At 67.0% G+C, this 22,268-nt stretch carries 21 protein-coding genes; 7 read left to right on the top strand and 14 right to left on the bottom strand.

Annotation, left to right across the window (positions count from 1 at the left end; genetic code table 11):
- Nucleotides 1-10: 10 nt before the first annotated feature.
- The 3 genes from uvrA (at nt 11) to SP5_RS17685 (ending at nt 4,399) form a co-directional block, all read left to right on the top strand.
- Nucleotides 11-2,911 carry an excinuclease ABC subunit UvrA gene (gene uvrA / locus SP5_RS17695; protein WP_042491252.1) on the top strand — a complete coding sequence of 967 codons (2,901 nt, stop codon included), beginning with the start codon at nt 11-13 and terminating at the stop codon, nt 2,909-2,911.
- 527 nt (nt 2,912-3,438) lie between these two features.
- Nucleotides 3,439-3,849: a glycine zipper 2TM domain-containing protein gene (locus SP5_RS17690; RefSeq protein WP_174435564.1), complete on the top strand. Its 411-nt coding sequence runs from the start codon at nt 3,439-3,441 to the stop codon at nt 3,847-3,849.
- 226 nt (nt 3,850-4,075) lie between these two features.
- Complete coding sequence (locus SP5_RS17685) at nt 4,076-4,399, top strand: hypothetical protein (RefSeq protein WP_042491247.1); 324 nt, start codon at nt 4,076-4,078, stop codon at nt 4,397-4,399.
- On the opposite strand, the gene SP5_RS17680 is transcribed toward SP5_RS17685, so the two are convergent.
- The 14 genes from SP5_RS17680 to SP5_RS17615 all read right to left on the bottom strand — a co-directional run bounded on the left by SP5_RS17680 (nt 4,387) and on the right by SP5_RS17615 (nt 18,993).
- On the bottom strand, nt 4,387-5,436 hold the full coding sequence (locus tag SP5_RS17680; protein WP_042491242.1) for a cell wall hydrolase: 1,050 nt from the start codon (nt 5,434-5,436) through the stop codon (nt 4,387-4,389). The genes SP5_RS17685 and SP5_RS17680 overlap by 13 nt on opposite strands.
- Nucleotides 5,437-5,574: 138 nt before the next feature.
- Nucleotides 5,575-8,415, bottom strand: coding sequence for a M16 family metallopeptidase (locus SP5_RS17675; RefSeq protein ID WP_042491239.1), 2,841 nt, complete (start codon nt 8,413-8,415; stop codon nt 5,575-5,577).
- A 25-nt stretch (nt 8,416-8,440) separates the two neighbouring features.
- Nucleotides 8,441-8,653: a hypothetical protein gene (locus SP5_RS17670; RefSeq protein ID WP_076710674.1), complete on the bottom strand. Its 213-nt coding sequence runs from the start codon at nt 8,651-8,653 to the stop codon at nt 8,441-8,443.
- A 10-nt stretch (nt 8,654-8,663) separates the two neighbouring features.
- Nucleotides 8,664-9,794 (bottom strand): tRNA guanosine(34) transglycosylase Tgt, encoded by a 1,131-nt coding sequence (gene tgt, locus SP5_RS17665; RefSeq protein ID WP_042491236.1) that lies wholly within the window; start codon nt 9,792-9,794, stop codon nt 8,664-8,666.
- Entirely contained in the window at nt 9,791-10,297 is a 507-nt protein-coding gene (locus tag SP5_RS17660; RefSeq protein ID WP_042491234.1) for an EF-hand domain-containing protein, read from the bottom strand. Before SP5_RS17660 ends, tgt begins: the two co-directional genes overlap by 4 nt.
- On the bottom strand, nt 10,294-11,331 hold the full coding sequence (gene queA / locus SP5_RS17655; RefSeq protein WP_042491231.1) for a tRNA preQ1(34) S-adenosylmethionine ribosyltransferase-isomerase QueA: 1,038 nt from the start codon (nt 11,329-11,331) through the stop codon (nt 10,294-10,296). Before queA ends, SP5_RS17660 begins: the two co-directional genes overlap by 4 nt.
- The gene (locus SP5_RS17650) at nt 11,328-12,110 is read right to left on the bottom strand and encodes a peptidylprolyl isomerase (protein WP_174435566.1); all 783 of its coding nucleotides are present in this window, start codon (nt 12,108-12,110) and stop codon (nt 11,328-11,330) included. Before SP5_RS17650 ends, queA begins: the two co-directional genes overlap by 4 nt.
- Before the next feature lie 224 nt (nt 12,111-12,334).
- Nucleotides 12,335-12,838, bottom strand: a complete 504-nt coding sequence (gene coaD, locus SP5_RS17645) for a pantetheine-phosphate adenylyltransferase (RefSeq protein WP_084220755.1) — start codon at nt 12,836-12,838, stop codon at nt 12,335-12,337.
- Nucleotides 12,835-13,734, bottom strand: coding sequence for a polyprenyl synthetase family protein (locus SP5_RS17640; RefSeq protein ID WP_042491225.1), 900 nt, complete (start codon nt 13,732-13,734; stop codon nt 12,835-12,837). Before SP5_RS17640 ends, coaD begins: the two co-directional genes overlap by 4 nt.
- A 2-nt stretch (nt 13,735-13,736) precedes the next feature.
- Nucleotides 13,737-13,976, bottom strand: a complete 240-nt coding sequence (locus SP5_RS17635) for an exodeoxyribonuclease VII small subunit (protein WP_007406073.1) — start codon at nt 13,974-13,976, stop codon at nt 13,737-13,739.
- A 202-nt stretch (nt 13,977-14,178) separates the two neighbouring features.
- Nucleotides 14,179-14,358, bottom strand: a complete 180-nt coding sequence (locus SP5_RS17630) for a hypothetical protein (protein WP_157013798.1) — start codon at nt 14,356-14,358, stop codon at nt 14,179-14,181.
- The gene (locus tag SP5_RS17625) at nt 14,355-16,136 is read right to left on the bottom strand and encodes a sensor domain-containing diguanylate cyclase (RefSeq protein WP_052811629.1); all 1,782 of its coding nucleotides are present in this window, start codon (nt 16,134-16,136) and stop codon (nt 14,355-14,357) included. Before SP5_RS17625 ends, SP5_RS17630 begins: the two co-directional genes overlap by 4 nt.
- Nucleotides 16,137-16,291: 155 nt before the next feature.
- The gene (gene clpA, locus SP5_RS17620; RefSeq protein ID WP_042491220.1) at nt 16,292-18,610 is read right to left on the bottom strand and encodes an ATP-dependent Clp protease ATP-binding subunit ClpA; all 2,319 of its coding nucleotides are present in this window, start codon (nt 18,608-18,610) and stop codon (nt 16,292-16,294) included.
- Between the two features lie 188 nt (nt 18,611-18,798).
- Nucleotides 18,799-18,993, bottom strand: a complete 195-nt coding sequence (locus tag SP5_RS17615) for a DUF1192 domain-containing protein (RefSeq protein ID WP_042491216.1) — start codon at nt 18,991-18,993, stop codon at nt 18,799-18,801.
- A 127-nt stretch (nt 18,994-19,120) separates the two neighbouring features.
- Here SP5_RS17615 and SP5_RS17610 point away from each other — a divergent pair, with 127 nt between their 5' ends.
- From SP5_RS17610 to SP5_RS17595, 4 genes are all read left to right on the top strand, one after another.
- A complete protein-coding gene (locus SP5_RS17610; protein ID WP_245613539.1) occupies nt 19,121-20,116 on the top strand; it encodes an NAD(P)H-quinone oxidoreductase in 996 nt (331 codons plus the stop codon).
- A gap of 33 nt (nt 20,117-20,149) precedes the next feature.
- Nucleotides 20,150-20,917, top strand: a complete 768-nt coding sequence (locus SP5_RS17605; RefSeq protein WP_174435563.1) for a hypothetical protein — start codon at nt 20,150-20,152, stop codon at nt 20,915-20,917.
- 157 nt (nt 20,918-21,074) lie between these two features.
- Entirely contained in the window at nt 21,075-21,752 is a 678-nt protein-coding gene (locus SP5_RS17600) for a DUF1013 domain-containing protein (protein ID WP_042491265.1), read from the top strand.
- 114 nt (nt 21,753-21,866) lie between these two features.
- Nucleotides 21,867-22,187, top strand: a complete 321-nt coding sequence (locus SP5_RS17595; RefSeq protein WP_042491210.1) for a hypothetical protein — start codon at nt 21,867-21,869, stop codon at nt 22,185-22,187.
- The last annotated feature ends 81 nt before the right edge of the window (nt 22,188-22,268 follow it).

Below are 22,268 nucleotides of genomic sequence, written 5' to 3'. Positions count from 1 at the left end.
AACCTGCCTCATGCTGACCAAGATTTCCGTCCGCGGCGCGCGCGAGCATAATCTCAAGGATGTCGATATCGACATTCCCCGTGACACGCTGACGGTGATCACCGGCCTGTCGGGGTCGGGCAAGTCCAGCCTCGCCTTCGACACCATCTATGCCGAGGGACAGCGGCGTTACGTCGAGTCGCTGTCGGCCTATGCGCGCCAGTTCCTGGAGATGATGCAGAAGCCGGACGTCGACCATATCGAGGGGCTGTCGCCCGCCATCTCGATCGAGCAGAAGACGACCAGTCGCAATCCGCGCTCGACCGTGGCGACGGTCACCGAAATCTACGACTATATGCGGCTGCTCTGGGCGCGTGTCGGCATTCCCTATTCGCCCGCCACCGGAGAGCCGATCGCGGCGCAGACGGTCAGCCAGATGGTCGACCGGGTGATGACGCTCCCCGAAGGTACGCGCCTGTACCTGCTCGCCCCCGTCGTGCGCGGCCGCAAGGGCGAGTATCGCAAGGAAATGGCCGAGTGGCAGAAGGCGGGCTTCACCCGCGTGCGCATCGACGGCCAGTTGTACGAGATCGACGAGGCCCCGGCACTCGACAAGAAGTTCAAACACGACATCGAGGTGGTCGTCGACCGCCTGGTCGTACGTGAGGATATCGCCACGCGCCTGGCCGACAGTTTCGAGACCGCGCTGAAGCTGGCGGATGGTCTGGCCTATGTCGACCCCGCCGATCCGGTCGAGCCCGCGACGCCCAAGTCCGCCGTGCTAGGCAACAACGCGCCCGATGGCCGGATCGTGTTTTCGGAGAAGTTCGCCTGCCCGATCAGCGGCTTCACCATTTCCGAGATCGAGCCGCGCCTGTTCTCGTTCAACGCGCCGCAGGGGGCGTGCCCGGCTTGTGACGGTCTGGGCGAGAAGCTGATCTTCGACGAAGACCTGGTCGTCCCCAATCACGAGCTGTCGATCAAGAAGGGCGCGGTCGTGCCCTGGGCCAAGTCCAACCCGCCCAGCCCCTATTATATGCAGGTGCTGGGGAGTCTCGCGCGCGAGTTCGGCTTCTCGTTGGAGACGCCGTGGAAGGATCTGGACCCGTCGGTGCATCAGGCGATCCTGCACGGCACCAAGGGCAAGGCGGTCACGCTGACCTTCGTCGACGGCAAGAAGTCGTACGACGTGAAGAAGCCGTTCGAGGGCGTGATCGGCAATCTCAACCGCCGGATGCTCCAGACCGAGAGCGCTTGGATGCGCGAGGAACTGGCCAACTACCAGTCGTCGCAGCCTTGCGAAGTCTGCCACGGCGCGCGGTTGAAGCCCGAGGCGCTGGCGGTGAAGATCGCCATGCAGGACATTTCCTACGCCACGCATCTGTCTGTAGTCGATGCGCTGGCCTTCTTTACCGGCCTGCCCGACCATCTGACCGATCAGCAGCGCGCCATCGCGCAGCCGATCCTCAAGGAGATCGTCGAGCGGCTGGGTTTCCTCAACAATGTGGGCCTCGATTACCTGAATCTCGACCGGACCAGCGGCACCTTGTCGGGCGGCGAGAGCCAGCGAATTCGCTTGGCGTCGCAGATCGGCTCCGGCCTGTCGGGCGTGCTCTACGTGCTCGACGAGCCTTCCATCGGCCTGCACCAGCGCGACAACGACATGCTGCTCGCGACGCTGCGGCGGTTGCGCGACCTGGGCAATACGGTGCTGGTCGTGGAGCATGACGAGGACGCGATCCGCACCGCCGACTATGTCATCGACATGGGGCCGGGCGCGGGCGTGCATGGCGGCCAGATCGTCGCGCACGGTACGCTCAAGCAGTTGCTCAAGTCCAAGACCAGCGTCACCGCCGATTATCTCAACGGCACGCGCGAGGTCGCGGTCCCGGCCAAGCGGCGCAAGGGTTCGGGCAAGAAGCTCACCGTCCACAAGGCGACCGCGAACAATCTTCAGGGCGTGACCGCGAGCATCCCGCTTGGCACCTTCACCTGCATCACCGGCGTGTCGGGATCGGGCAAGTCGAGCTTCACCATCGACACCCTCTATGCCGCCGCCGCGCGCACGCTGAACGGCGCGCGTATCCTGGCGGGCAAGCATGAGAAGATCACCGGGCTGGAGCATCTCGACAAGGTGATCGACATCGACCAGTCGCCGATCGGCCGCACCCCGCGATCGAACCCGGCGACCTATACCGGCGCCTTCACGCAGATTCGGGACTGGTTCGCCGGGCTGCCCGAGGCGCAGGCGCGCGGCTACAAGCCCGGTCGCTTCTCGTTCAACGTGAAGGGCGGCCGGTGCGAGGCGTGCCAGGGCGATGGCGTGCTCAAGATTGAGATGCACTTCCTGCCCGACGTCTACGTCACCTGCGACGTGTGCCACGGCGCGCGCTATAATCGCGAGACGCTGGAGGTGAAGTTCAAGGGACATTCGATCGCCGATGTGCTCGACATGACCGTCGAGGATGCCGCCGAATTCTTCCAGGCGGTGCCGCCGATCCGCGACAAGATGGCGATGCTGGTCGAAGTGGGCCTCGGCTATGTCAAGGTCGGCCAGCAGGCGACGACCCTGTCGGGCGGCGAGGCGCAGCGGGTGAAGCTGGCCAAGGAATTGTCGCGCCGCGCGACGGGCAACACGCTCTACATCCTCGACGAACCGACGACCGGGCTTCACTTCGAGGATGTGCGCAAGCTGCTCGAAGTGCTCCATGCGCTGGTCGAGCAGGGTAATACGGTGGTGGTGATCGAGCATAATCTCGACGTCATCAAGACCGCCGACTGGATCGTCGATCTTGGCCCCGAAGGCGGCGTGAAGGGCGGCGAGATCGTTGCGGTGGGCACGCCGGAGGTGGTCGCCGCCGAACCGCGCAGCTTTACCGGCAAATATCTGAAGCCGCTGCTCGACAAGGGACAGGCGCAGGCGGCGGAATAACGATCCTCCCCGGCACGGGGAGGGGGACCATGCGCGGCATGGTGGAGGGGGCCGGCCGCATGAAGGACGTGCGTGGCGGCCCCCCTCTCGCTCTGCCACCTCCCTTATGCGGGAACTATGGTGATTCCCGTGGCCTTCGACTTCGCTCAGGCTGAACGGGGGGCTGGAGGCCAAGCCCAGATCGGATCGACATTCACCTTTTCCTCCCCTTGCAGGGGAGGTGGCAGGCCGAAGGCCTGACGGAGGGGGGTCCCCGCCCGAGAGGTTGTTCGAACTTTGCAAGCGGTGACACCCCTCCACCACCGCTTCGCTTTGGTCCCCCTCCCCTTGCAGGGGAGGAATGAAAGGGGCGGCTGAATGGCGATCCGCCCTGAGAGGATCCCGGCCATTCACCTCGTTCGCACTGAGCGAAGTCGAAGGGCATGCCTGACCCGTGCCATATGACCTACCTCTTAAACCGCCTTAACCTGTCGCAACCTTTTCCCGAATCACGCGCTTCCCCCGCATCACCCATGAGGGAGGATCTAATGCGTGCTCTGACTCTCGGCCTAGTGGCCGCAGCGACGCTGGTTTCGGGTTGCTCGACCTATGGCGGCGGCCTGGGCGGCGGCTATGGCGGCCCGCGCTATGCCTATGACTATAACCGGCCCGACCCCGCTTATGGCGGCTATTACGCCGATCGTTATTATGTCGACAATGCGCGCTATCGCGAACGTCGCCTCGGTCGCAACGACCGGGTCTATGTCGGGCAGGACGGCCGCTATTATTGCCGTCGCAACGACGGCACGACCGGCTTGATCGTCGGCGGCATCGCGGGCGGTGCGCTGGGTGCCGCGATCACCTCGGGCGGATCGCAGACGCTGGGCACGCTGCTGGGTGCGGCGGGCGGTGCGCTGGCCGGACGCGCGATCGAGCGGAACAATGTCCGCTGCCGCTGATACCGGCTGCTGATATGCGACAATGGATTGGGCCGGTTCTCTTCCCGTTGCAAGGAGAGAGCCGGCCTTGTCATGTCCGGATCCAATAAACCTCAGATGAACGCCATGTCACTTTCTGCGACAATTGGCGACACAATAGCCAAGTCCTTGGTATGGCTTTGCGATTGTCACGACCCATATTGTGGATCGGGCCAGTAATCGCCCGCTTTATTAAGGGAGTGTCATCATGAAGGCCATGATCCTTGCAGGTCTGGGTTTCGCCACCATCGCCGTTCCGACGGTCGCCGAGGCGCAGCGCTGGACCCCGATCGCGCAGCGCCAGGGCCAGTTGCAGCAGCGGATCGACCAGGGCATCCGCTCAGGCGCGCTGAACCGGCGCGAGGCCAACCGCCTCCAGTCCGACCTGCGTGGTCTCAACCAGCTCGAATATCGCTATCGCCGGTCGGGCGGTGGCCTCAGCGTCTCGGAGCGCAATGATCTGGACCGCCGCTACGCGATGCTGAGCCGCCAGGTCCGCTTCGAGAAGCACGACCGCAATCATCGCCGCTGATTGGTGACGGCCGCCGCGTCCGGAATGTTCGGGCGCGGTGCGTCGGGCCGCTCGATCAGGCGGCCGCTGTCCTTCCATTTGTCCAGTATCCGGCCCGATGTGGCCAGCCGGTCGCTGATCCCCGTCTCGCGTGGCGGAGTGGGGGTCGGCGTTTCGCGTGTCGGGGCCGGGCGGGCCGCAGCGGGCGTCGCACCGGGAGTAGCACCGGGAGTCGCACCGGGTAGGGGCGGCGCGGGCAGGGTTGCCGGAGCGGGCGGCAGCACGTCGCTGCTCGCCGTTTCCGGTGCCGGAGCGAGCATGGGAAGCACCTCTCCCCCCGCATAGGCGCGGTTCATCGCGGCGGCGGTGCCCCAATAGCCCTTCCAGCGGTGGAACAGATGCGCGCCGACCATGTCGGTCATCACCATGGCGCGGTTCCAGGCAGGCGCGACGGCGAAGCTATGGTAATGCGTTGCCAGCCCGACCGGCGCATAGACTCCACCCGATAGCGCTGCCGCTGCGACCTGCGCCGCGCGGGACCAGCCGGTAATGGCGGGGGCGCGGTTCAGCGCGCCGTCGCAGGCGAAGCTGAACTGGCAATGTGTGCGCTCGACCCCCTGATAGACGACGCCGCAGACCGTGGCGGGAAAGGCCGGATGCCGCGCGCGGTTGAGCACGACCTGCGCCACCGCCCGCTGGCCGTCGATGCTCTCGCCACCCGCTTCGTAATAGATGGCGGCGGTCAGGCACTGCATCGCGCGCGCCTTGTCGATCGCGGTCGCCCGGCCCCAGGCAAAGGGCCGGGCGGCCACCACGCCGGGATCGGCGGTGCTGGCCCCGGGCGGGATCGGCAGCGCGGGGAGGGCGACGGTTCCCGTACTGCCATCGATGGCAGGCAGCGCATCGGCGACGGGAGCGGGCGTGGTCGCGGCCGGAGAGGCTTGCGGCGATGGCGCGACCGCAGCCGTTTGTCTGGCCCGTCGCAAGGCTCCTTGCGCGGCCAGCACCAGGCCGAACGTCAGCATCAGGCCGAGCAGCGCCAGCCAGACCTGTATCATCCGCCTTACGGTCCGCTTCGCCACCCGCAATGTGGGGAATCCTCTAAACCTGCCGCTCTCGGCTATTGGTTATACCCGAGAGGGTTAAGGATTTTCCGTCGCGTCCTCCCCGGGCCGGGCCTGGGGAGGAATGGACGGTCAGCGCAGCCTGGGCGAGTCGAGATTGACCGAGGCGGCCGGGATGACCTCCACCTCCGGATGCGCCTGGCGCAGCGCGGGCAGGAACTGCTTGGCGTCGCCGACCACGATGATGCTGGCCGCCCTGGGGTCGAGCAGCGTGGCCGACACCGACTCCACCGCCGCCGGGTCCACCGCCTGAACGCGCGGGATATAGCGGCTCAGCTCCTCCAGCGGCACGCCTTGCAGCGTATAGTTGGCCAATATGTCGGCAATGCCGTCGGTCGTCTCGATGGTCCGGCCGAACCCGCCGACCAGAACCGCCTGCCGCGTCGCCAGTTCGTCCTGCGGCACGGGTGCGGTGCCCAGCTTGCGCATCTCGGCATCGATCAGCCCGACCACTTCGGCGGCCGAGGGATTCTTGGTCTGGGTCCGCGCGGAGATCAGGCCGATGTCGCGGCCCGTCGCCACGGAGCTACCCGCGCCATAGGCCAGCCCGCGCTTGATGCGGATTTCCTGATTGAGCCGTGACGAAAAACCGCCGCCCAGCACGGTGTTGGCGACCGCCAGCGGATAATAGCGGTCATCGGCGCGGCGGATGCCCGATCGTGCGACGACCACGCCCGCCTGTCCGGCGTCGGGCATGTCGACGACGATGACGCGCGGCGCGGGGAAGGCGGGTTCAGGGACCTTGGCCGCCGTCACGGCGGCTCCGGCCACCCGCCAGTTGCCCAGATAGCGCTCGGCGACCTGCCTGGCCTGCGCGGGCGTCACGTCGCCGACCAGGAGCAGCGTCGCCTGGCCCGGCTTCCAGCTGCGCGCATAGGCGGCGGTCAGGTCGGCACGGGTCAGCCCCTTCAGCGAGGCGGGCGTGCCGGACAGCGGCTGGCCATAGGGACGCGCGCCATAGACCACGCGGTCGGCGACCATCGCCGAAAGTTGCGCCGGGTTCTGCATCGCGACGTTCAGGCTGTCGATCGACTGGGTGCGGGCGCGGTCGATCTCTTCCTGCTTGAACGCCGGATTGGTCGCGACATCGGCCAGGATGGTCATCGCGGTGCCGAGCTGCGCCGAGGGGACGGTCAGGTCGATGGTGGCGCCGTCATCCGAGGCACCGGCCGCAATCGATCCGCCCAGGCTTTCGACCGCGCGTGCGATCTCGGTCGCCGAGCGGGTCGTGGTGCCCTTGGTCATCAGCTCGGCCGAAAGGCTGCTCGCGCCCGCCTTGCCGACCGGATCGGTGGCGGCCCCGCCCAGCGCCACCAGCGAGGCGGTGACGAGCGGCAGGTCGTGCCGCTCGACCGTCACGACGCGCAGGCCGTTGGGCAGGGTGGTCGCGACAGGCTGAGGCAGTGTGGGGGCGATGGCCGCGCCGGGCGCGGGGGGCAGGATGCGCTGGCCCTCCGGGGCGGGCGTCACCACCTCGATATTGGCGGGAGGGGTCAGCGCCGCCATCTGGACCGTGGGCGCGATCTCGATCGGCATCATCCGGACATTTGCCGGACGTTCGCTGTCGGGCAGATAGCGGATGGTCGCGCTTTGATTGTCGTTCAGATAGGCGCGCGCGACCCGCTGGATATCTGCGGCCGTCACCTTCTGTACGGCGGCGATCTGGCGGTCGGCGGCGCTGGGGTCGCCATCGACGATGACGCTGTTGGCGATCAGGCTGGCCTTGCCCTCTGCGGTTTCGCGCTGCTTGAGCGCGGCGGTCAGAAGCTCGTTCTTCGCCTCGGCCAGTTCGGTGGCGGAGACGGGGGCGTCGCGCAGCCGGGCGACCTCCTTCTTTAGCGCCGCTTCGCCCTCGGCCACCGGCTTGCCACTCGCCATCATCGCATACAGCACGATGTTGCCGGTCGCCTGCTTGGTGTCGAGGAAGGTCGCGGCCGACTGGGCCAGCTGGTCGCGATAGACCAGATCCTCATACAGCCGCGAGCTTTCGCCCGCCGACAGGATCGCGTTGAGCACCATCAGCGCAGGGGTGTCGGCGCTGCGCTCGGGCGGGATGTGATAGCTGACGAGCACGGCGGGCAGCGGCGTGTTGGGCTCATAGACGGTGCGCGATACCGCCTCCTTGCGCGCCGGTTCCTGCACGGTGACGCGCGGGATCGCGGTCGCGGGGCGCTTGATATTCGCGAAATACTGGTCGACCCAGCGGTTCAGCTGCGCGGGATCGAAATTGCCCGCCACGACCAGAACCGCGTTGTCGGGCCGGTAATAGGTGGCGTGGAAGGCGCGCACATCGTCGATGCCCGCCGACTCCAGTTCCTCCAGGCTGCCGATACCCGGCCGCGCATAGGGGTGAACGCTGTACGCCAGCTCGGGGTAATAGATGGCAAACAACTTGCCATAGGGCTGGGCGAGGGTGCGCTGGCGCAGTTCCTCCTTCACCACGTCGCGTTCGCTGGCGAAGCTCTTGGGCTCGACGACCAGCGACGCCATGCGATCCGCCTCGGCGAAGAGCAGGCGTTGCAGGTGGTTGGCGGGCACCACCTCGAAATAATTGGTATAGTCGTCGGCGGTGGAGGCGTTGTTATAGCCGCCGACATCCTCGGTCAGCCGATCCATCTGTTCGGGGACGAGGTTGCGCGTCGCCTTGAACATCAGATGCTCGAACATGTGCGCAAAGCCCGAGCGGCCCTTGGGGTCGTCCTTCGACCCGACATCATACCAGACCTGGACCGAGACATTGGGCGTCGTCGTGTCGCGAATGGCATAGACGCGCAGGCCGTTGGGCAAAGTGCGCGTGGTGAAGGCGATGGGCTTCACGCTTTCCGTGCGCGCCGGTGACGGTGCGGTTTGCGCCCCGGCCAGTGTAGGAAGGGCGGCGACGCCGAGCAGAAGCGCGGCACGGAAAAGGCGCATGAAAACCCTCGTTATTGGAGACGGATTACTTGGACTTGTTGCGCGTGCCGTACAGCACGGCGGCGGCGATCGCGGCCGAACCGATGCCGACGCCCAGGCCGATCTTGCCCATCGGCCAGTTGCGCGTCTTTTCCTTGATCGACGTGGCGGTGGCTTCGGCGGCGGCGACGGCGTGATCCTTGGCCTCCTTGGCGGCGGCGAGGATTTCGTTGGGGGCGTCTTCGATACGATCGGTCATGGTTACTCTCCTACTGTCCGGCAGCGTAGCGCGCCCGGAAGTCGTCCGCAAAGGCCGTCAGTCGCCCTTCAACGATCGCGGCGCGCAGATCGGCCATCATCTGCTGGTAGAACCAGATATTATGCTCGGTCATCAGCATCGCGCCCAGGATTTCGCCCGCGCGGACCAGATGATGCAGATAGGCGCGGCTCCAGGTCGAACAGACCGGACAGCCACAGGCGGGGTCGAGCGGCCCCTGATCCTCGGTGAAGCGCGCGTTGCGGATGTTGATCGGGCCTTGGCGCGTAAAGGCCTGTCCCGTCCGGCCCGAGCGGGTCGGCAGCACGCAGTCGAACATGTCGACCCCGCGCTCGACCGCGCCGACGATATCGGTCGGCTTGCCCACGCCCATCAGGTAGCGCGGCTTTTCGACCGGCAACTGGCCCGGCGCGAAGTCGAGGCAGCCGAACATCGCCTCCTGCCCCTCGCCGACCGCGAGGCCGCCGATCGCGTAACCGTCGAACCCGATATCGATCAGCGCATCGGCCGACGCCTTGCGGAACCCTTCGTCCAGCGCACCCTGCTGGATGCCGAAGATCGCATTGTCCTCGGCATGTTGGCCGCCCGCGTCGAAGGCGTCGCGGCTGCGCTTCGCCCAGCGCATCGAGCGTTCCATGGCGCTGGCCTGAACCTCGCGGGTCGAGGTGGTGGGGACCAGTTCGTCGAACGCCATCACGATGTTGGAGCCTAGCAGCCGCTGGATTTCGATCGAGCGTTCGGGGCTAAGCAGATGGCGGGTGCCGTCGAGATGGCTCTTGAACGCGACGCCATCCTCGGACCGCTTGGTCAGTTCGGCGAGACTCATCACCTGATAGCCGCCCGAGTCGGTCAGGATCGGCCGGTCCCAGCCCATGAAGCCGTGCAGCCCGCCCAGCCGGTTCACCCGCTCGGCACCGGGGCGCAGCATCAGGTGATAGGTGTTGCCCAGGATGATGTCCGCACCGCTCGCACGCACGTCGCCGGGCTTCATCGCCTTGACGGTGGCGGCGGTGCCGACGGGCATGAAGGCGGGGGTGCGAATCTCGCCGCGCTTCATGGTGATGGTGCCGGTGCGGGCGCGGCCGTCGGTGGCGTGGATGGAAAAGGAGAAGCGGGCGGTCATTTTCTGTCTCGGGGCCGAAGCGGGCCGGTCGGGCCGTTGGCGTCAACGGGGGTGGTGCGGATGGTCAGCGCCTCGGTGCGGCTGATCGCGCCGTCCTGATCGCGGTCGAAGCGCGAGAACAGGCGCGAGAAATGCGCCTGCAACTCGGCCAGGGTGATGCGATTGTCGCTGTTCTTATCGACATCGAAGGGGCTGGGCAGCGCATTGCGATCCCCCAGCCAACGCTCGGCCCAGTCGGCGAACTGGAGATAGCCGATCGATCCCTGATGCGTGGTGTCGATCGCGTCATAGCTGCGCTTGACCCCCGCCTCCATCTCGGCGCGGCTGGTCTTGCCGTCACCATCGCTGTCGAGCGTCGCGATCATCATCGCCACCGGCTCGACCACCATGGTCGCGGGCGTCTGCGCGAAGGGCTTGGGGCGTGCGGTGACGACGACCGTATTGTCCGCCTCCTGCGCGGCGGTCTGTGTCGCCTGCATCAGAAGCAGGGCGAACAGGATCATGCAGGGCGTTCCGGCAGCAGCAGCGACGCGTCGCCATAGGAATAGAAGCGATACGCATTCGCGATCGCATGGGCATAGGCCGCCTGCATCCGGTCCAGTCCCATCAGCGCCGAGACCAGCATGAACAGGGTCGAGCGCGGCAGGTGGAAATTGGTCATCAGCCCGTGGATGCCGCGAAAGCGATAGCCCGGCGTGATGAAGATCGCGGTGTCGCCCTCGAACGGGCGGATCACGCCGTCCTCACCCGCTGCGCTCTCGATCAGACGCAGCGAGGTGGTGCCGACCGCGATCACCCGGCCGCCGCGGGCCTTGACGGCGTTCAGACGGTCGGCGGTGGCGGCATCAATGCGGCCCCATTCGGCGTGCATCTTGTGGTCGACCGTGTCCTCGGCCTTGACCGGCAGGAAGGTGCCCGCGCCGACATGCAGGGTCAGCGTGGCATGCTCGATCCCCGCCGCCGCCAGCGAATCCAGCAGGCCCGGCGTGAAGTGCAGCGCCGCCGTGGGGGCTGCGACCGCGCCGGGCTCCTGCGCGAACATCGTCTGATAGTCGTCGGCGTCCTTCTCGGTCACGCCGCGTTTCTGCGCGATATAGGGGGGCAGGGGCATGGTGCCCGCCCGCTCCAGCAGCAGCTCGACCGGTTCGTCCCCGGCAAAGTCGAGCGCGAAGCTGCCATCCTCGGCCCGATCGCGCGCCGTGGCGGAGACGCCTGCGCCGAAGTCGATCACGTCGCCATCGCGCAACCGCTTGGCGTTGCGGATAAAGGCGCGCCAGCGCCGCGTGCCCTCGCGCTTGTGCAGGGTCGCGCCGATCCGCGCCTCTCCCCGCACGCCTTCCAGCTGCGCGGGGATGACGCGCGTGTCGTTGAACACCAGCAGGTCGCCCGCGCGCAAGGCGGCGGGCAGATCGCTCACCCGCTGGTCGCGGGTGGCGTCACCGTCGAGGACCAGCATCCGCGCCGAGTCGCGCGGGGATGCCGGGTACAGCGCGATCCGCTCGGGCGGCAGCGCGAAGTCGAACAGATCTACGTTCACTTGGTGGCCGTCGCCGCCTTCTTGGCCGGAGCCGCCTTCGGGGCGGGGCGGCGCGCCGGGGTGATGGTGACGGGCTTGGGGGCCGCGCCCGGCAGGGTCACGGGCGCACCCAGATCGGCGGCGGGTGCCGGGGCCATCGGCACATAGGCCGGGGGATTGTCCGCCGCGACATAGGCGTGGACGATCCGGCTGGGGTTCGCGGGCGGCTCGCCCCGTTCGATGCGGTCGACATATTGCATGCCGTCGATCACCCGGCCGAACACCGTGTACTTCTTGTCGAGCGCGAAGCGCGGCTGGAAGACGATGTAGAACTGGCTGTTCGCGCTGTTGGGATCGTCGGCACGCGCGGCGGCGACCGATCCGCGCACATGCGGCAGATAGTTGAACTCGGCGGGTACGTTGGGCAGGTCCGAGCCGCCGGTGCCGTCGCCCTTGGGATCGCCGCCCTGCGCCATGAAGCCGTCGATCACGCGGTGGAAGGTCAGGCCGTCATAAAAGTGACGCCGGGTCAGCGTCTTGATCCGCTCGACCATCTTGGGCGCGACATCGGGGCGCAGCCAGATCGTCACCCGGCCGCCGGTCGACAGGTCGAGCAGCCAGAGATTCTCCTTGTCGGTGACGGGCGGCGGGGTAGGGCGGCCGGTGACATTGTCCTCCAGAACCTGCGCGGCCTTGGCGGGGGAGGTGAATTTCGGCTGAGCCTGGGACTGTTTCTGCGCCTGTGCCGGAACGGCGATCAGGCTGGCCATCATCATGGCAAGAGCGGCGAGAACGCGCATCATATCTCTACGACAAGGGAAGGAATGGAGGGGCTGTAGAGCAAATCGCCCCTTGCGCCAATCTGAACCTTCGCCCTGTTTTTCCTCCCCTGGAAGGGGAGGTGGCAGGCCGAAGGCCTGACGGAGGGGTGTCCCGGTTTCAGATGGAGGGCATCCTCGCAAGCGGTGACACCCCTCCACCATCCTGCGGATGGTCCCCCTCCCCTTGCAGGGGAGGAATGTCGTTACGACCCCTTGCGGCCGAGCTTCTCGACGCGCTGCACCACATCCTCACAGACCGAAGGCGTCACGAACTTGGCGATGTTGCCGCCATACATCGCGATCTCCTTGACCAGCCGGCTGGCAATGGGTTGCAGCGCGACATCGGCCATCAGGAAGACGGTCTCGACCCGCGGATTGATCTGCTGGTTCATGCCCGCCATCTGATATTCATATTCGAAGTCGGCGACGGCGCGCAGGCCCCGGACGATGACCTTGGCGCCCTCCCGCTCGGCAAAGTCCATCAGCAGCGAATCGAAGGCGACGACATGGATCTCGCCCGCGACACCCTCGACCTCGCGCCGGACCATCTCCATGCGCTCGTCCAGCGTGAACATGGGCGATTTGGAGGGGTTGGTGGTGACGCCGATCACCAGCCGGTCGACCAGCTTCGCGCCGCGCCGGATGATGTCCATATGGCCCAGCGTCACGGGATCGAAGGTGCCGGGATAGACGCCGATCCGGGTCAACGGTCGCGCTCCACCACGTAAGACGCGATGGCGCGGAGCAGATCGGCCTCGGGGCCATAATCCCGCAAATGCTCGATCGCCTGGGCGACCAGCATCCGGCATTGCTCGCGCGCGCGCTCGACGCCGAGCAGGCTGAGGAAGGTCGCCTTGCCCGCATCCTGATCCTTGCGCAGCTTCTTGCCCGCCGCCGCCTCGTCACCCTCGGCGTCGAGCAGGTCGTCGGCAATCTGGAAGGCGAGGCCCAGGTCATGCGCATAGCCGCGCAGGTGCGTGCGGCCCTCGGGCGGCACGCGGCCCAGGATGGCGCCCGCCTCGACCGCCGCGCAGATCAGCGCGCCGGTCTTCATCTGCTGTAGCCGGGTGACGGTGGCGAGGTCGAACACCTGCCGCTCGGCCTCCAGGTCCATCTGCTGCCCGCCCGCCATGCCGCCGGGGCCGGAGGCACGCGCGAGGTCGAGGATCAGCTCGGACCGGATGAAGGGATCGGCATGGGTCGCCGGATCGGCCAGGATCTCGAAGGCCAGCGCATGGAGGCAGTCGCCCGCCAGGATCGCGGTCGCCTCGTCGAACGCCTTGTGGACGGTCGGCTTGCCGCGCCGCATATCGTCATCGTCCATCGCGGGCAGATCGTCATGGATCAGCGAATAGACGTGGATCGCCTCCAGCGCCGTCGCGACCCAGCCCGCCGTATCGCGGTCGACCGCGAACAGATGGGCGGTGGCGAAGACGAGCAGCGGGCGCAGCCGCTTGCCGCCGCCGATCGCGGCATGGCGCATCGCGGCATAGAGCGAGGCGCGCGGATCACCCGGATCGGCGAGCAGCTCGGCAAAGCGGCGGTCGATATCCTCGGCGACTTCGGTCAGCGCCTCGGGCAGGGTGGTGGCGGCGAGCGTCACCCTCAACCCGCCTGAAACGGGCGGGTGCCCGCGGCCTTGCCCTCGGCGTCGAGGCGGATCGCCTCGATCCGGGCCTGGGCGGCGTCGAGCCGTTCGGCGCAGCGCTGGCGCAGACGATCGCCGCGCTCATAGAGGCGGATCGATTCGTCGAGCGTCGCTTCGCCGCTTTCCAGTCGGCCGACGATCCTCTCCAATTCCTTGAGGGCGTCCTCGAACGTCAGTTCTTCGATGGGCGTATCCATGACGCCGCTATGCGATACCGACCCGGCGCGCGCAAGGACGCTCGCACTCATCACGAACTGACAGTCTCGTTATTCCTCCCCTGCAAGGGGAGGGGGACCATCCGAAGGATGGTGGAGGGGTGTCCCGCTATCGAGAGGGGGACACCCCTCCGTCAGGGCTGCGCCCTGCCACCTCCCCTTGCAGGGGAGGAATGGAAGGGCTCTATCTCAGCCGGTTGACGGTCCAGGTGTAGAGAAACGAAACGCCGAACAGACCCAGGTCGAGCGCCGCCTGCACCCGGCGGGGCGAGCGGTCGGTCAGGTCATGGGTAATGAGGCGAACATCGGCCGTGGGATGGCACCAGCCCAGGCCGATCAGCGCCAGCACCAGTCCAGCCGTCATGATCCGCCGTTCGCGCACAGTCCCTTCCCCTCGGGCGTCGTCTTACGATGCGGACGGATGGCGGGCAATAGTCCGTTGGGCCGGGGTTCGGGGTCGATCGGGACGCCCCAGCAGGCGCGGTCGCGCCCGCCATTCTTGGCCGCGAACAGGGCCTGATCCGCCTCGCGGTACAACAGGCGCCAATCCGATTCGTCGGCCATGGGGCCGGTACACAGCCCCAGGCTGGCGGTGACGGTCAGCCCCGACGGATAGCTGGTGCCGCGCAGCCGGGCGAGCAGCCTATCCGGATCGGGCGCGCGTTCGGCATCGGCCAGCAGCGCGAATTCCTCACCGCCGATCCGGGCAACCAGCATGTCCAGACCCACCGCCTCGCCCAGCGTCCGGGCAAAGATGCGCAGCACCTCGTCGCCGCCGTCATGGCCCAGCGTGTCGTTGATCCGCTTGAAGTGATCGATATCCGCCAGGATCAGCGTCTGCGGCCCGCTCCGCCCGGTCGCCTGTTCCAGAAAGGCGCGGCGGTTGAACAGCCCGGTCAGCGGATCGGTATCGGCCAGGCGGCGCGCCACCCGTTCGTCGGCGCGCGCCAGATCGCGTTCGCGGCTTAGCAGATAGATGCGGTATGCGACGCCCAGGCTGGCGATCAGCGCCTCGACCCCCATCGACAATACGGTCGACTGGTCGATCCAGGGCCGCCACTCGATCAGGTGCAGTGCATTGAGCACCCGGAACATCGCCAGCCCGATCGGCGTGCCCCAGGCGATGGCGAAGGCCCATAGGAAATTGCTCCGCCGCCGCCAGGCCTGCGCCAGCACCGCGATCAGGAAGAACAGCAGTATCATGAAGCCTATCAGGACCGCCTGGTCGAGCGGGATGATCCAATGCGGAGCCAGCAGCGCAAAGGCGATGTTGGGAATGGCGATCAGCACGAAGCAGATGACGGCCATCCGGTCCAGCCAGCCCTCGAACACCTTCCGTTCGAAGAAGTGGCGCGAGAAGACGATCAGGGTCATCGCGACCCCGCCCAGCATGATCGCGTTCCACCGATGCCGCTCGTTATTGTCGAGCCAGGGCAGCCACTGGCCGATCAGCCCCGAGGAGGACAGGGTATAGCCGGTGATGAAGAACAGCAGCAGGCAGTAGACCGGCTGGAGCGGCTGGCGGAGCGCCGGCCAGAGGGCCATGTTGTACACCGCCAGGCCGACGACGACGCCGATGATGACGCCATAGACCAGCCCGAGCGAGGACTCGACCGCCAGCATGTCGGCATGAAGGCCGATCCGCGCGCCGCGCACGACGCCGCGCATATTGGCCGCGCCGCGCGCCTCCCACAGGATGCGCACGGGCCAGCTCGCTTCATGGGGCAGGGGCACCGCGATGACCGGGCCGAGCAGCAGATAGGGAGCGGTGGTCGCGCTGGTAAAGGCGACGGTGCGAATCTGTCCGTTGGCGTAGAGAATGTGAAGCGCCGTCGCATCCTGCCAGGTGCTGGCGAAGCTGACGGCCAGCCGATCGCGAACATCGTCCGATATTCGGGGCAAGGGTTGCGACAGGACCCAGAAATCGCCGGGGCCGTGGGATGACTGGTCGCTGGTACAGTCGAACCCCTGGGCGTGCGTCAGCAGCGTGCGGGCATCGTCACCGGCGCGGATAGGGCGGATACAGGTGGTCAGGCTCCGGCCGACCTGGGCGTCCGCCTCCGTCCACGGCCAGATCAAGGCCAGCACCGCCAGCAGCAACGCGCCTATCGTGATCGGCCAAGCGCCCTTCATGTGCTTCATCTGCCCGCGAAAGGCCGAAAATAGAGTTAAGGGCGGCGTAACGCAGATTTCACGTGCCGCCGCGCCTCACCGGTGAAGTCGTTCAAAATGCATATGAAAAGGGCCGGATGTTTCCACCCGGCCCTTTTTGATTGTCACCGTTTCGGTGCGATCGTTCAGCTCGCGTCGACCGAGGCGGGCTTGCCACCCTTCTTGCGCGGCTTCTTGGGCGCGGCCGGTTCGATCGCGAAGGACAGCGCGCCATCCTTCATCTTCACCGTCACCTCGCCGCCATGGACCAGCTTGCCGAACAACAGTTCCTCGGCCAGCGGCTGCTTGATTTTTTCCTGGATCAGGCGGCCCATCGGGCGTGCGCCGTACAGACGGTCATAGCCCTTCTCGGTGAGCCAGCTCTTCGCCGCCTCGTCCAGGCTGATATGGACGTGACGGTCGGCCAGCTGGAGTTCGAGCTGGAGGATGAACTTGTCCACCACCCGCGCCACGACTTCGGGCGGCAGATAGCCGAAGGGCACGATCGCATCCAGGCGGTTGCGGAATTCCGGCGTGAACATCTTCTGCACGGCCTGCTCATCCTCGCCCTCGCGGGTGAGGTTGCCGAAGCCGACCGTCTCTCGCGCCATGTCGGCGGCGCCCGCATTGGTCGTCATGATCAGGATGGTGTTGCGGAAATCGACCGTCTTGCCGTGGTGATCGGTCAGCTTCCCGTTGTCCATCACCTGCAACAGGATGTTGAACAGGTCGGGATGCGCCTTCTCGATCTCGTCGAGCAACAGCACCGAATGCGGATTCTGGTCGACCGCATCGGTCAGCAGACCGCCCTGGTCATAACCGACATAGCCCGGAGGGGCACCGATCAGACGGCTGACCGAATGGCGCTCCATATATTCGGACATGTCGAACCGCTGGAGCGGAATGCCCAGGATCGTCGCCAGCTGGCGCGCGACCTCGGTCTTGCCGACGCCGGTGGGGCCGGTGAACAGATAATTGCCGATCGGCTTGTCCGGATCGCGAAGCCCTGCACGGCTGAGCTTGATCGCCGAGGACAGGTTCTCGATCGCGGCATTCTGGCCGAACACCACCCGCTTCAGATCGGTTTCCAGCGTCTCCAGCTGCTGGCGGTCGTCGGTCGACACGCTCTTGGGCGGGATGCGCGCCATGGTGGCGATCACGGCCTCGATCTCCTTGGGCGTGATCGTCTTCTTGCGCTTGCTGACCGGCACCAGCATCTGCATCGCGCCGACTTCGTCGATCACGTCGATCGCCTTGTCGGGCAGCTTGCGGTCGTTGATGTAGCGCGCCGACAGCTCGACCGCCGACTTGATCGCGTCGGGGGTGTATTTAACCTGATGGTGATCCTCGAACGCCGAGCGCAGACCCGCCAGGATCTTGATCGTATCCTCGATCGTCGGCTCGTTCACGTCGATCTTCTGGAACCGGCGCAGCAGCGCGCGGTCCTTTTCGAAGTGGTTGCGGAACTCCTTATAGGTGGTCGAGCCGATGCAGCGGATCGTGCCGCCCGACAGAGCGGGCTTGAGCAGGTTCGACGCATCCATCGCGCCGCCGCTGGTCGCGCCCGCGCCGATGACGGTGTGGATCTCGTCGATGAAGAGCACCGCGTGGGGCAGCTTCTCCAGCTCATTGACGACCGCCTTCAGCCGCTCCTCGAAGTCGCCGCGATAGCGGGTGCCCGCCAGCAGCGCGCCCATGTCGAGCGAATAGATGACGGCGTTCAGCAGCACCTCGGGAACGTCACCCTCGACGATCTTGCGCGCCAGACCTTCGGCGATGGCGGTCTTGCCGACGCCGGGATCGCCCACATAGAGCGGATTGTTCTTCGACCGGCGGCACAGGATCTGGACGGTGCGGTCCACCTCCGGCCCGCGCCCGATCAGCGGATCGACCTTGCCGATCTTGGCCTTTTCATTGAGGTCGACGGTGAACTGCTTGAGCGCGCTCTCGGCCTTGCCCTTCTCCGCGGGCTTGGCGGGCTTTTCCTCCTCGACGCCCTTGGGCGGGGTGGATTCGCTGGTCGCGCCGCCCTTGCCGACGCCGTGGCTGATGAAGCTGACGGCATCCAGGCGGCTCATATCCTGCTGCTGCAGGAAATAGACGGCATAGGATTCGCGTTCGGAAAACAGCGCGACCAGCACGTTCGCGCCGGTCACTTCGTCGCGGCCCGAGGACTGGACGTGCAGGATCGCGCGCTGGACCACGCGCTGGAACCCGCTGGTCGGGGAGGGGTCGGTCGCCGCCTCGACCTTTAATGCGTCGAGTTCGGTGTCCAGATACTGGGCGACCGTCGCCTTCAACTCGCCCGTGTCGACATGGCAGGCCTCCATCACCTTGGAGGCATGGTCGTCGTCGATCAGCGCGAGGAGGAGGTGCTCCAGCGTGGCATATTCGTGGCGCCGCACGGTCGCGGCTTCCAGCGCCTTGTGAAGCGTGGTCTCGAGCGCGGGGGCGAAAGATGGCATCTACGATACTCCTTCCGAAGCGCCATGGACTGACGCCTCGTTTCGACCAATGTCGGGACGGGGAGGCCCGGCATCAAGCGGGTGTAACGCGCGGCCGCCGAACAAAGCGTATCGCGCGAAACAAAAAACATTGTGCGAAGAATTGGGGTTCGCCTCGGTGCGTGCGCGCCGGGTGAGGCCCATGCGCGTCACCGCTTGAAGAGCGCGTCGGCGCTGGCGCGGTGGAGCGCGGCGCGCTCCATATGGCTACGGGTCCGCGCGATCTCCTGCTCCAGCACCGCGATCCGCGTCTCCAGCTCGGCGAGCGACAGCGGATCGAGATCGGTCTGGGCCAGCGCGGCCAGGGCGTCGGGAAGGCGGATCGGAGAGTCGTCCTGTTCCATAATGGGATGCAGCGTTGACCCGGTCGCCGCCGATGTCAATAACGGTGGGACGAGAGCCGACGATGGGGGATGGCAGCCGGTGCACGCGTTTGGCGAGGGAATGGGGATCGGCGATATCCCGAAGACGATGACCGCCATCGACCCCGAGGCGGCGGGTGGCCCCGAGGTGCTGGTGCCTGTCCAGCGCCCGACGCCCTGTCCGGGCGAGGGCGAGGTGCTGGTCCGCGTCGCCGCGGCGGGCGTGAACCGGCCCGACGTGATGCAGCGTCAGGGCCTCTACCCGCCGCCACCGGGCGCGCCCTCGATCCCGGGGCTGGAGATTGCGGGCCAGATCGTCGCGGTCGGTGAGGGCGTGGGACCGGAGATGCTCGGCCAGCCGGTCTGCGCGCTGATCGGCGGCGGCGGCTATGCCGAATATGCGGTCGCGGTCGCCGACCATTGCCTGACCGTGCCCCGGGGCCTCTCGATGGTGCAGGCCGCCGCGCTTCCCGAGACGTTGTTCACCGTGTGGACCAACGTCTTCGAGCGTGCCTATGCCGATGAAGGCGACACGCTGCTGGTGCATGGCGGGACCAGCGGCATCGGCACCATGGCGATCCTGCTGGGCCGTATCTTCGGGCTGACCGTAATCGTCACGGCGGGCTCGGACGAGAAATGCGCGGCGGCCGAAAAGCTGGGCGCGGCCAAGGCGATCAACTACAAGGCGGTCGATTTCGTCGAGGCGGTGAAAGACTTCACCGAGGGGCGCGGCGTCGACATCGTGCTGGACATGGTCGGCGGCGATTATGTGCCGCGCAACCTGAAATGCCTGGCCGAGGATGGTCGCCATGTCTCGATCGCGGTGCAGCGGGGCGCCAAGGCCGAAATCCCGATCTGGGAGATTATGCGCCGCCGCCTGATCCTGACCGGCTCGACGCTGCGCGGGCGGGACCGGGATTTCAAGGCGATGGTCGCCGACGAATTGTCGCGGCTGGTCTGGCCGCATGTCGAGGAGGGCCGGTTGCGCCCGGTCATCGATCGCAGCTTCCCCCTGGCCGATGCCGCGGAGGCGCACCGCCGGATGGAGGCGGGCGACCATCTGGGCAAGATCGTCCTGACCATCGACGGGGCTGCGGCCTCCTGACCGAAACGCCGCGCTTGATCCGCCTGCAAAAGATTGCAACGGATCAAGGCGACCGGATCGGCCGTCTCCCCGCGCCGAATCCAGTGGGGGATGGCGATGGTGAAGGGTGGCGGCCGGATCGGGCTGGTGTGCGTGGGTCTGGCATGCGGAATGGCGATGGCGACCCCCGCGCAGGCGCAGTCGGCGCGCGAGCTGCTGACCCAGGCGTCCTTCGGCGATTCCGACGAGGCGACTGCGCTGCGTCGTGTGTCCGGTGCCTATATGGCGGCGGCCAATGCCCTGAAGCGCGCGCCCGACGATCACGAATCCCTGCTGATGCGCGCCACCGCGCTGGGCTACCGCGCCAAGCTGACCGGCAATCGCGGCGATGCGATCACCGCCCGCCGCCAGTTCGAGTCGCTGGTGGCGCAGAACCCGCGTGATGCCGAGGCGCAGCTGGCGCTCGGGGCCTGGCATATCGGGGCGGTCAAGAAACTGGGGGCGATCGTCGGCCGCGCGGCACTGGGCGCGCAGCGGGGGGTCGGATACGCCTCGCTAGACCGGGCGATCGCGCTCGGCGGCGACCGGGCGCTGTTCCCGGGGCTGTCGGCGTTGCTGCGGCTGGAGCTGGACCCCCGCGACCCGCGCGGACGGGCGCTGGCGGAGGCGGCGGTGCGCGCCGGGACGGTGACGCCGATCGACCGGATCCTGCAGCGCGCGTGCGTCGCCGTCCTGGCCTCGCTGCACGCGGGCGATATGGCGAAGACGCGGGCGCTCGCCTCGCAATCGCTGCCTTTCGGGCGATTCGACGACGACAACTGACCGGCTGGACGCGGGCGTCGCCAGCGTCTATCGCGCCCTGTCCCGGCAGTTTGTGGCAGCGCACCTTGCTCTCGGGAACGGCTTTCATTAGATTCGTCGCAGCTACGGCCGCTCCGGTGAGGGGCGGCCCTTTTATTTTCCGACTGGAGTGATCCCCGTGGCCCAGCCGCTCATGCCCCATGCGACCGCTTCCTGGCTGGTCGACAACACGTCGCTCTCGTTCGAGCAGATCGCGGATTTCTGCGGGCTCCACATCCTGGAAGTCCAGGCGATCGCCGACGACACGGCGGCGACCAAGCTGACCGGCCGTGATCCCGTGCGCGCACACGAACTGGCGCAGACCGAGATCGAGAAGGCGCAGGCCAATCCCGATTACCGCATGAAGATGATCAAAGGCCCCGAACAGGTCCGCCGCACCAAGGGGCCGCGCTACACGCCGGTGTCGAAGCGGCAGGACAAGCCGGACGGCATCGCCTGGATCATCCGCAACCATCCAGAAATCTCGGACGGCGCGATCTCGAACCTGATCGGCACCACCCGCACGACGATCGCCGCGATCCGCGACCGCAGCCACTGGAACATCGCCAACATCACGCCCAAGGACCCGGTGACGCTGGGCCTGACCACCCAGCGCGAGCTGGACTCGGCGGTGGCGAAGGCGGCCAAGGCGACCGGCGGCAATGCCGAGGCGCAGCCGACCGACACCCGTCTGGAGGGCGACCGCGAAGCCCTGCTCGCCTCGCTGCGCGCCGAGCGCGAGCAGCAGAGCCGCGATATCGACTCGGTCGGCCATCATGGCGACGTCATCGACCCGAACTCGCTCTTCCGCAGCTGAGCGAAGGTCATGGCCTGACGAAAGGGGGCGTCCACCGACCCGGTGGGCGCCCCTTTTGCGTGATGGGGAACGGCGTCTCCCTTGCCCCGTTGAGCCGGGCAAAGGAGATAGGCCATGGCCGAGCAGGAAAAGCCCACCGTCGAACTCACCGCCTCCAATCGGGGAGACAGTGGCGAAGTCTATCACCGCGATGACGAACATGCGCTCGGCCGCGACCTGCCGACGGGTCAGGTCGCACCCAAGCCGCCTGCGCCCGGTGATCGCAATGCGCGCACCAGCCTGCCTGATGACAATGGCAGGCGGGCCTCGGTCGACCCGAAGACCGGCGAAGTCCATGGCAGCGGGGCAGGGGCAGGCGGCGGGAATCCCGGTGACGAGATCGGCGAAGTGGACCCTGCGACACCGCCGGGCGTGGGGCCGCGCCCGGTGAACTGACCCCCATTCCTCCCCCGGCAGGGGAGGTGGCAGGCCGAAGGCCTGACGGAGGGGTGTCACCGCTTGATAGGTCAGGTGGCC

The sequence above is a fragment of the Sphingomonas parapaucimobilis NBRC 15100 genome (assembly GCF_000787715.1).
Lineage (GTDB): Bacteria > Pseudomonadota > Alphaproteobacteria > Sphingomonadales > Sphingomonadaceae > Sphingomonas > Sphingomonas parapaucimobilis.
The sequence above is the reverse complement of the archived record's forward strand: the minus strand, read 5'-3'. Positions and strand labels throughout refer to the sequence as shown.

Excerpts from the sequence above, each read along its gene's own strand:
- SP5_RS17635 (WP_007406073.1), bottom strand. The coding sequence starts at position 13,976 with ATGGATACGCCCATCGAAGAACTGACGTTCGAGGACGCCCTCAAGGAA.
- SP5_RS17625 (WP_052811629.1), bottom strand. The coding sequence starts at position 16,136 with ATGAAGCACATGAAGGGCGCTTGGCCGATCACGATAGGCGCGTTGCTG.
- SP5_RS17685 (WP_042491247.1), top strand. The coding sequence starts at position 4,076 with ATGAAGGCCATGATCCTTGCAGGTCTGGGTTTCGCCACCATCGCCGTT.
- SP5_RS17675 (WP_042491239.1), bottom strand. The coding sequence starts at position 8,415 with ATGCGCCTTTTCCGTGCCGCGCTTCTGCTCGGCGTCGCCGCCCTTCCT.
- SP5_RS17610 (WP_245613539.1), top strand. The coding sequence starts at position 19,121 with ATGACCGCCATCGACCCCGAGGCGGCGGGTGGCCCCGAGGTGCTGGTG.
- SP5_RS17630 (WP_157013798.1), bottom strand. The coding sequence starts at position 14,358 with ATGACGGCTGGACTGGTGCTGGCGCTGATCGGCCTGGGCTGGTGCCAT.
- SP5_RS17670 (WP_076710674.1), bottom strand. The coding sequence starts at position 8,653 with ATGACCGATCGTATCGAAGACGCCCCCAACGAAATCCTCGCCGCCGCC.
- SP5_RS17690 (WP_174435564.1), top strand. The coding sequence starts at position 3,439 with ATGCGTGCTCTGACTCTCGGCCTAGTGGCCGCAGCGACGCTGGTTTCG.
- SP5_RS17680 (WP_042491242.1), bottom strand. The coding sequence starts at position 5,436 with ATGATACAGGTCTGGCTGGCGCTGCTCGGCCTGATGCTGACGTTCGGC.
- SP5_RS17615 (WP_042491216.1), bottom strand. The coding sequence starts at position 18,993 with ATGGAACAGGACGACTCTCCGATCCGCCTTCCCGACGCCCTGGCCGCG.
- SP5_RS17660 (WP_042491234.1), bottom strand. The coding sequence starts at position 10,297 with ATGATCCTGTTCGCCCTGCTTCTGATGCAGGCGACACAGACCGCCGCG.
- tgt (WP_042491236.1), bottom strand. The coding sequence starts at position 9,794 with ATGACCGCCCGCTTCTCCTTTTCCATCCACGCCACCGACGGCCGCGCC.
- SP5_RS17650 (WP_174435566.1), bottom strand. The coding sequence starts at position 12,110 with ATGCGCGTTCTCGCCGCTCTTGCCATGATGATGGCCAGCCTGATCGCC.
- clpA (WP_042491220.1), bottom strand. The coding sequence starts at position 18,610 with ATGCCATCTTTCGCCCCCGCGCTCGAGACCACGCTTCACAAGGCGCTG.
- SP5_RS17595 (WP_042491210.1), top strand. The coding sequence starts at position 21,867 with ATGGCCGAGCAGGAAAAGCCCACCGTCGAACTCACCGCCTCCAATCGG.
- uvrA (WP_042491252.1), top strand. The coding sequence starts at position 11 with ATGCTGACCAAGATTTCCGTCCGCGGCGCGCGCGAGCATAATCTCAAG.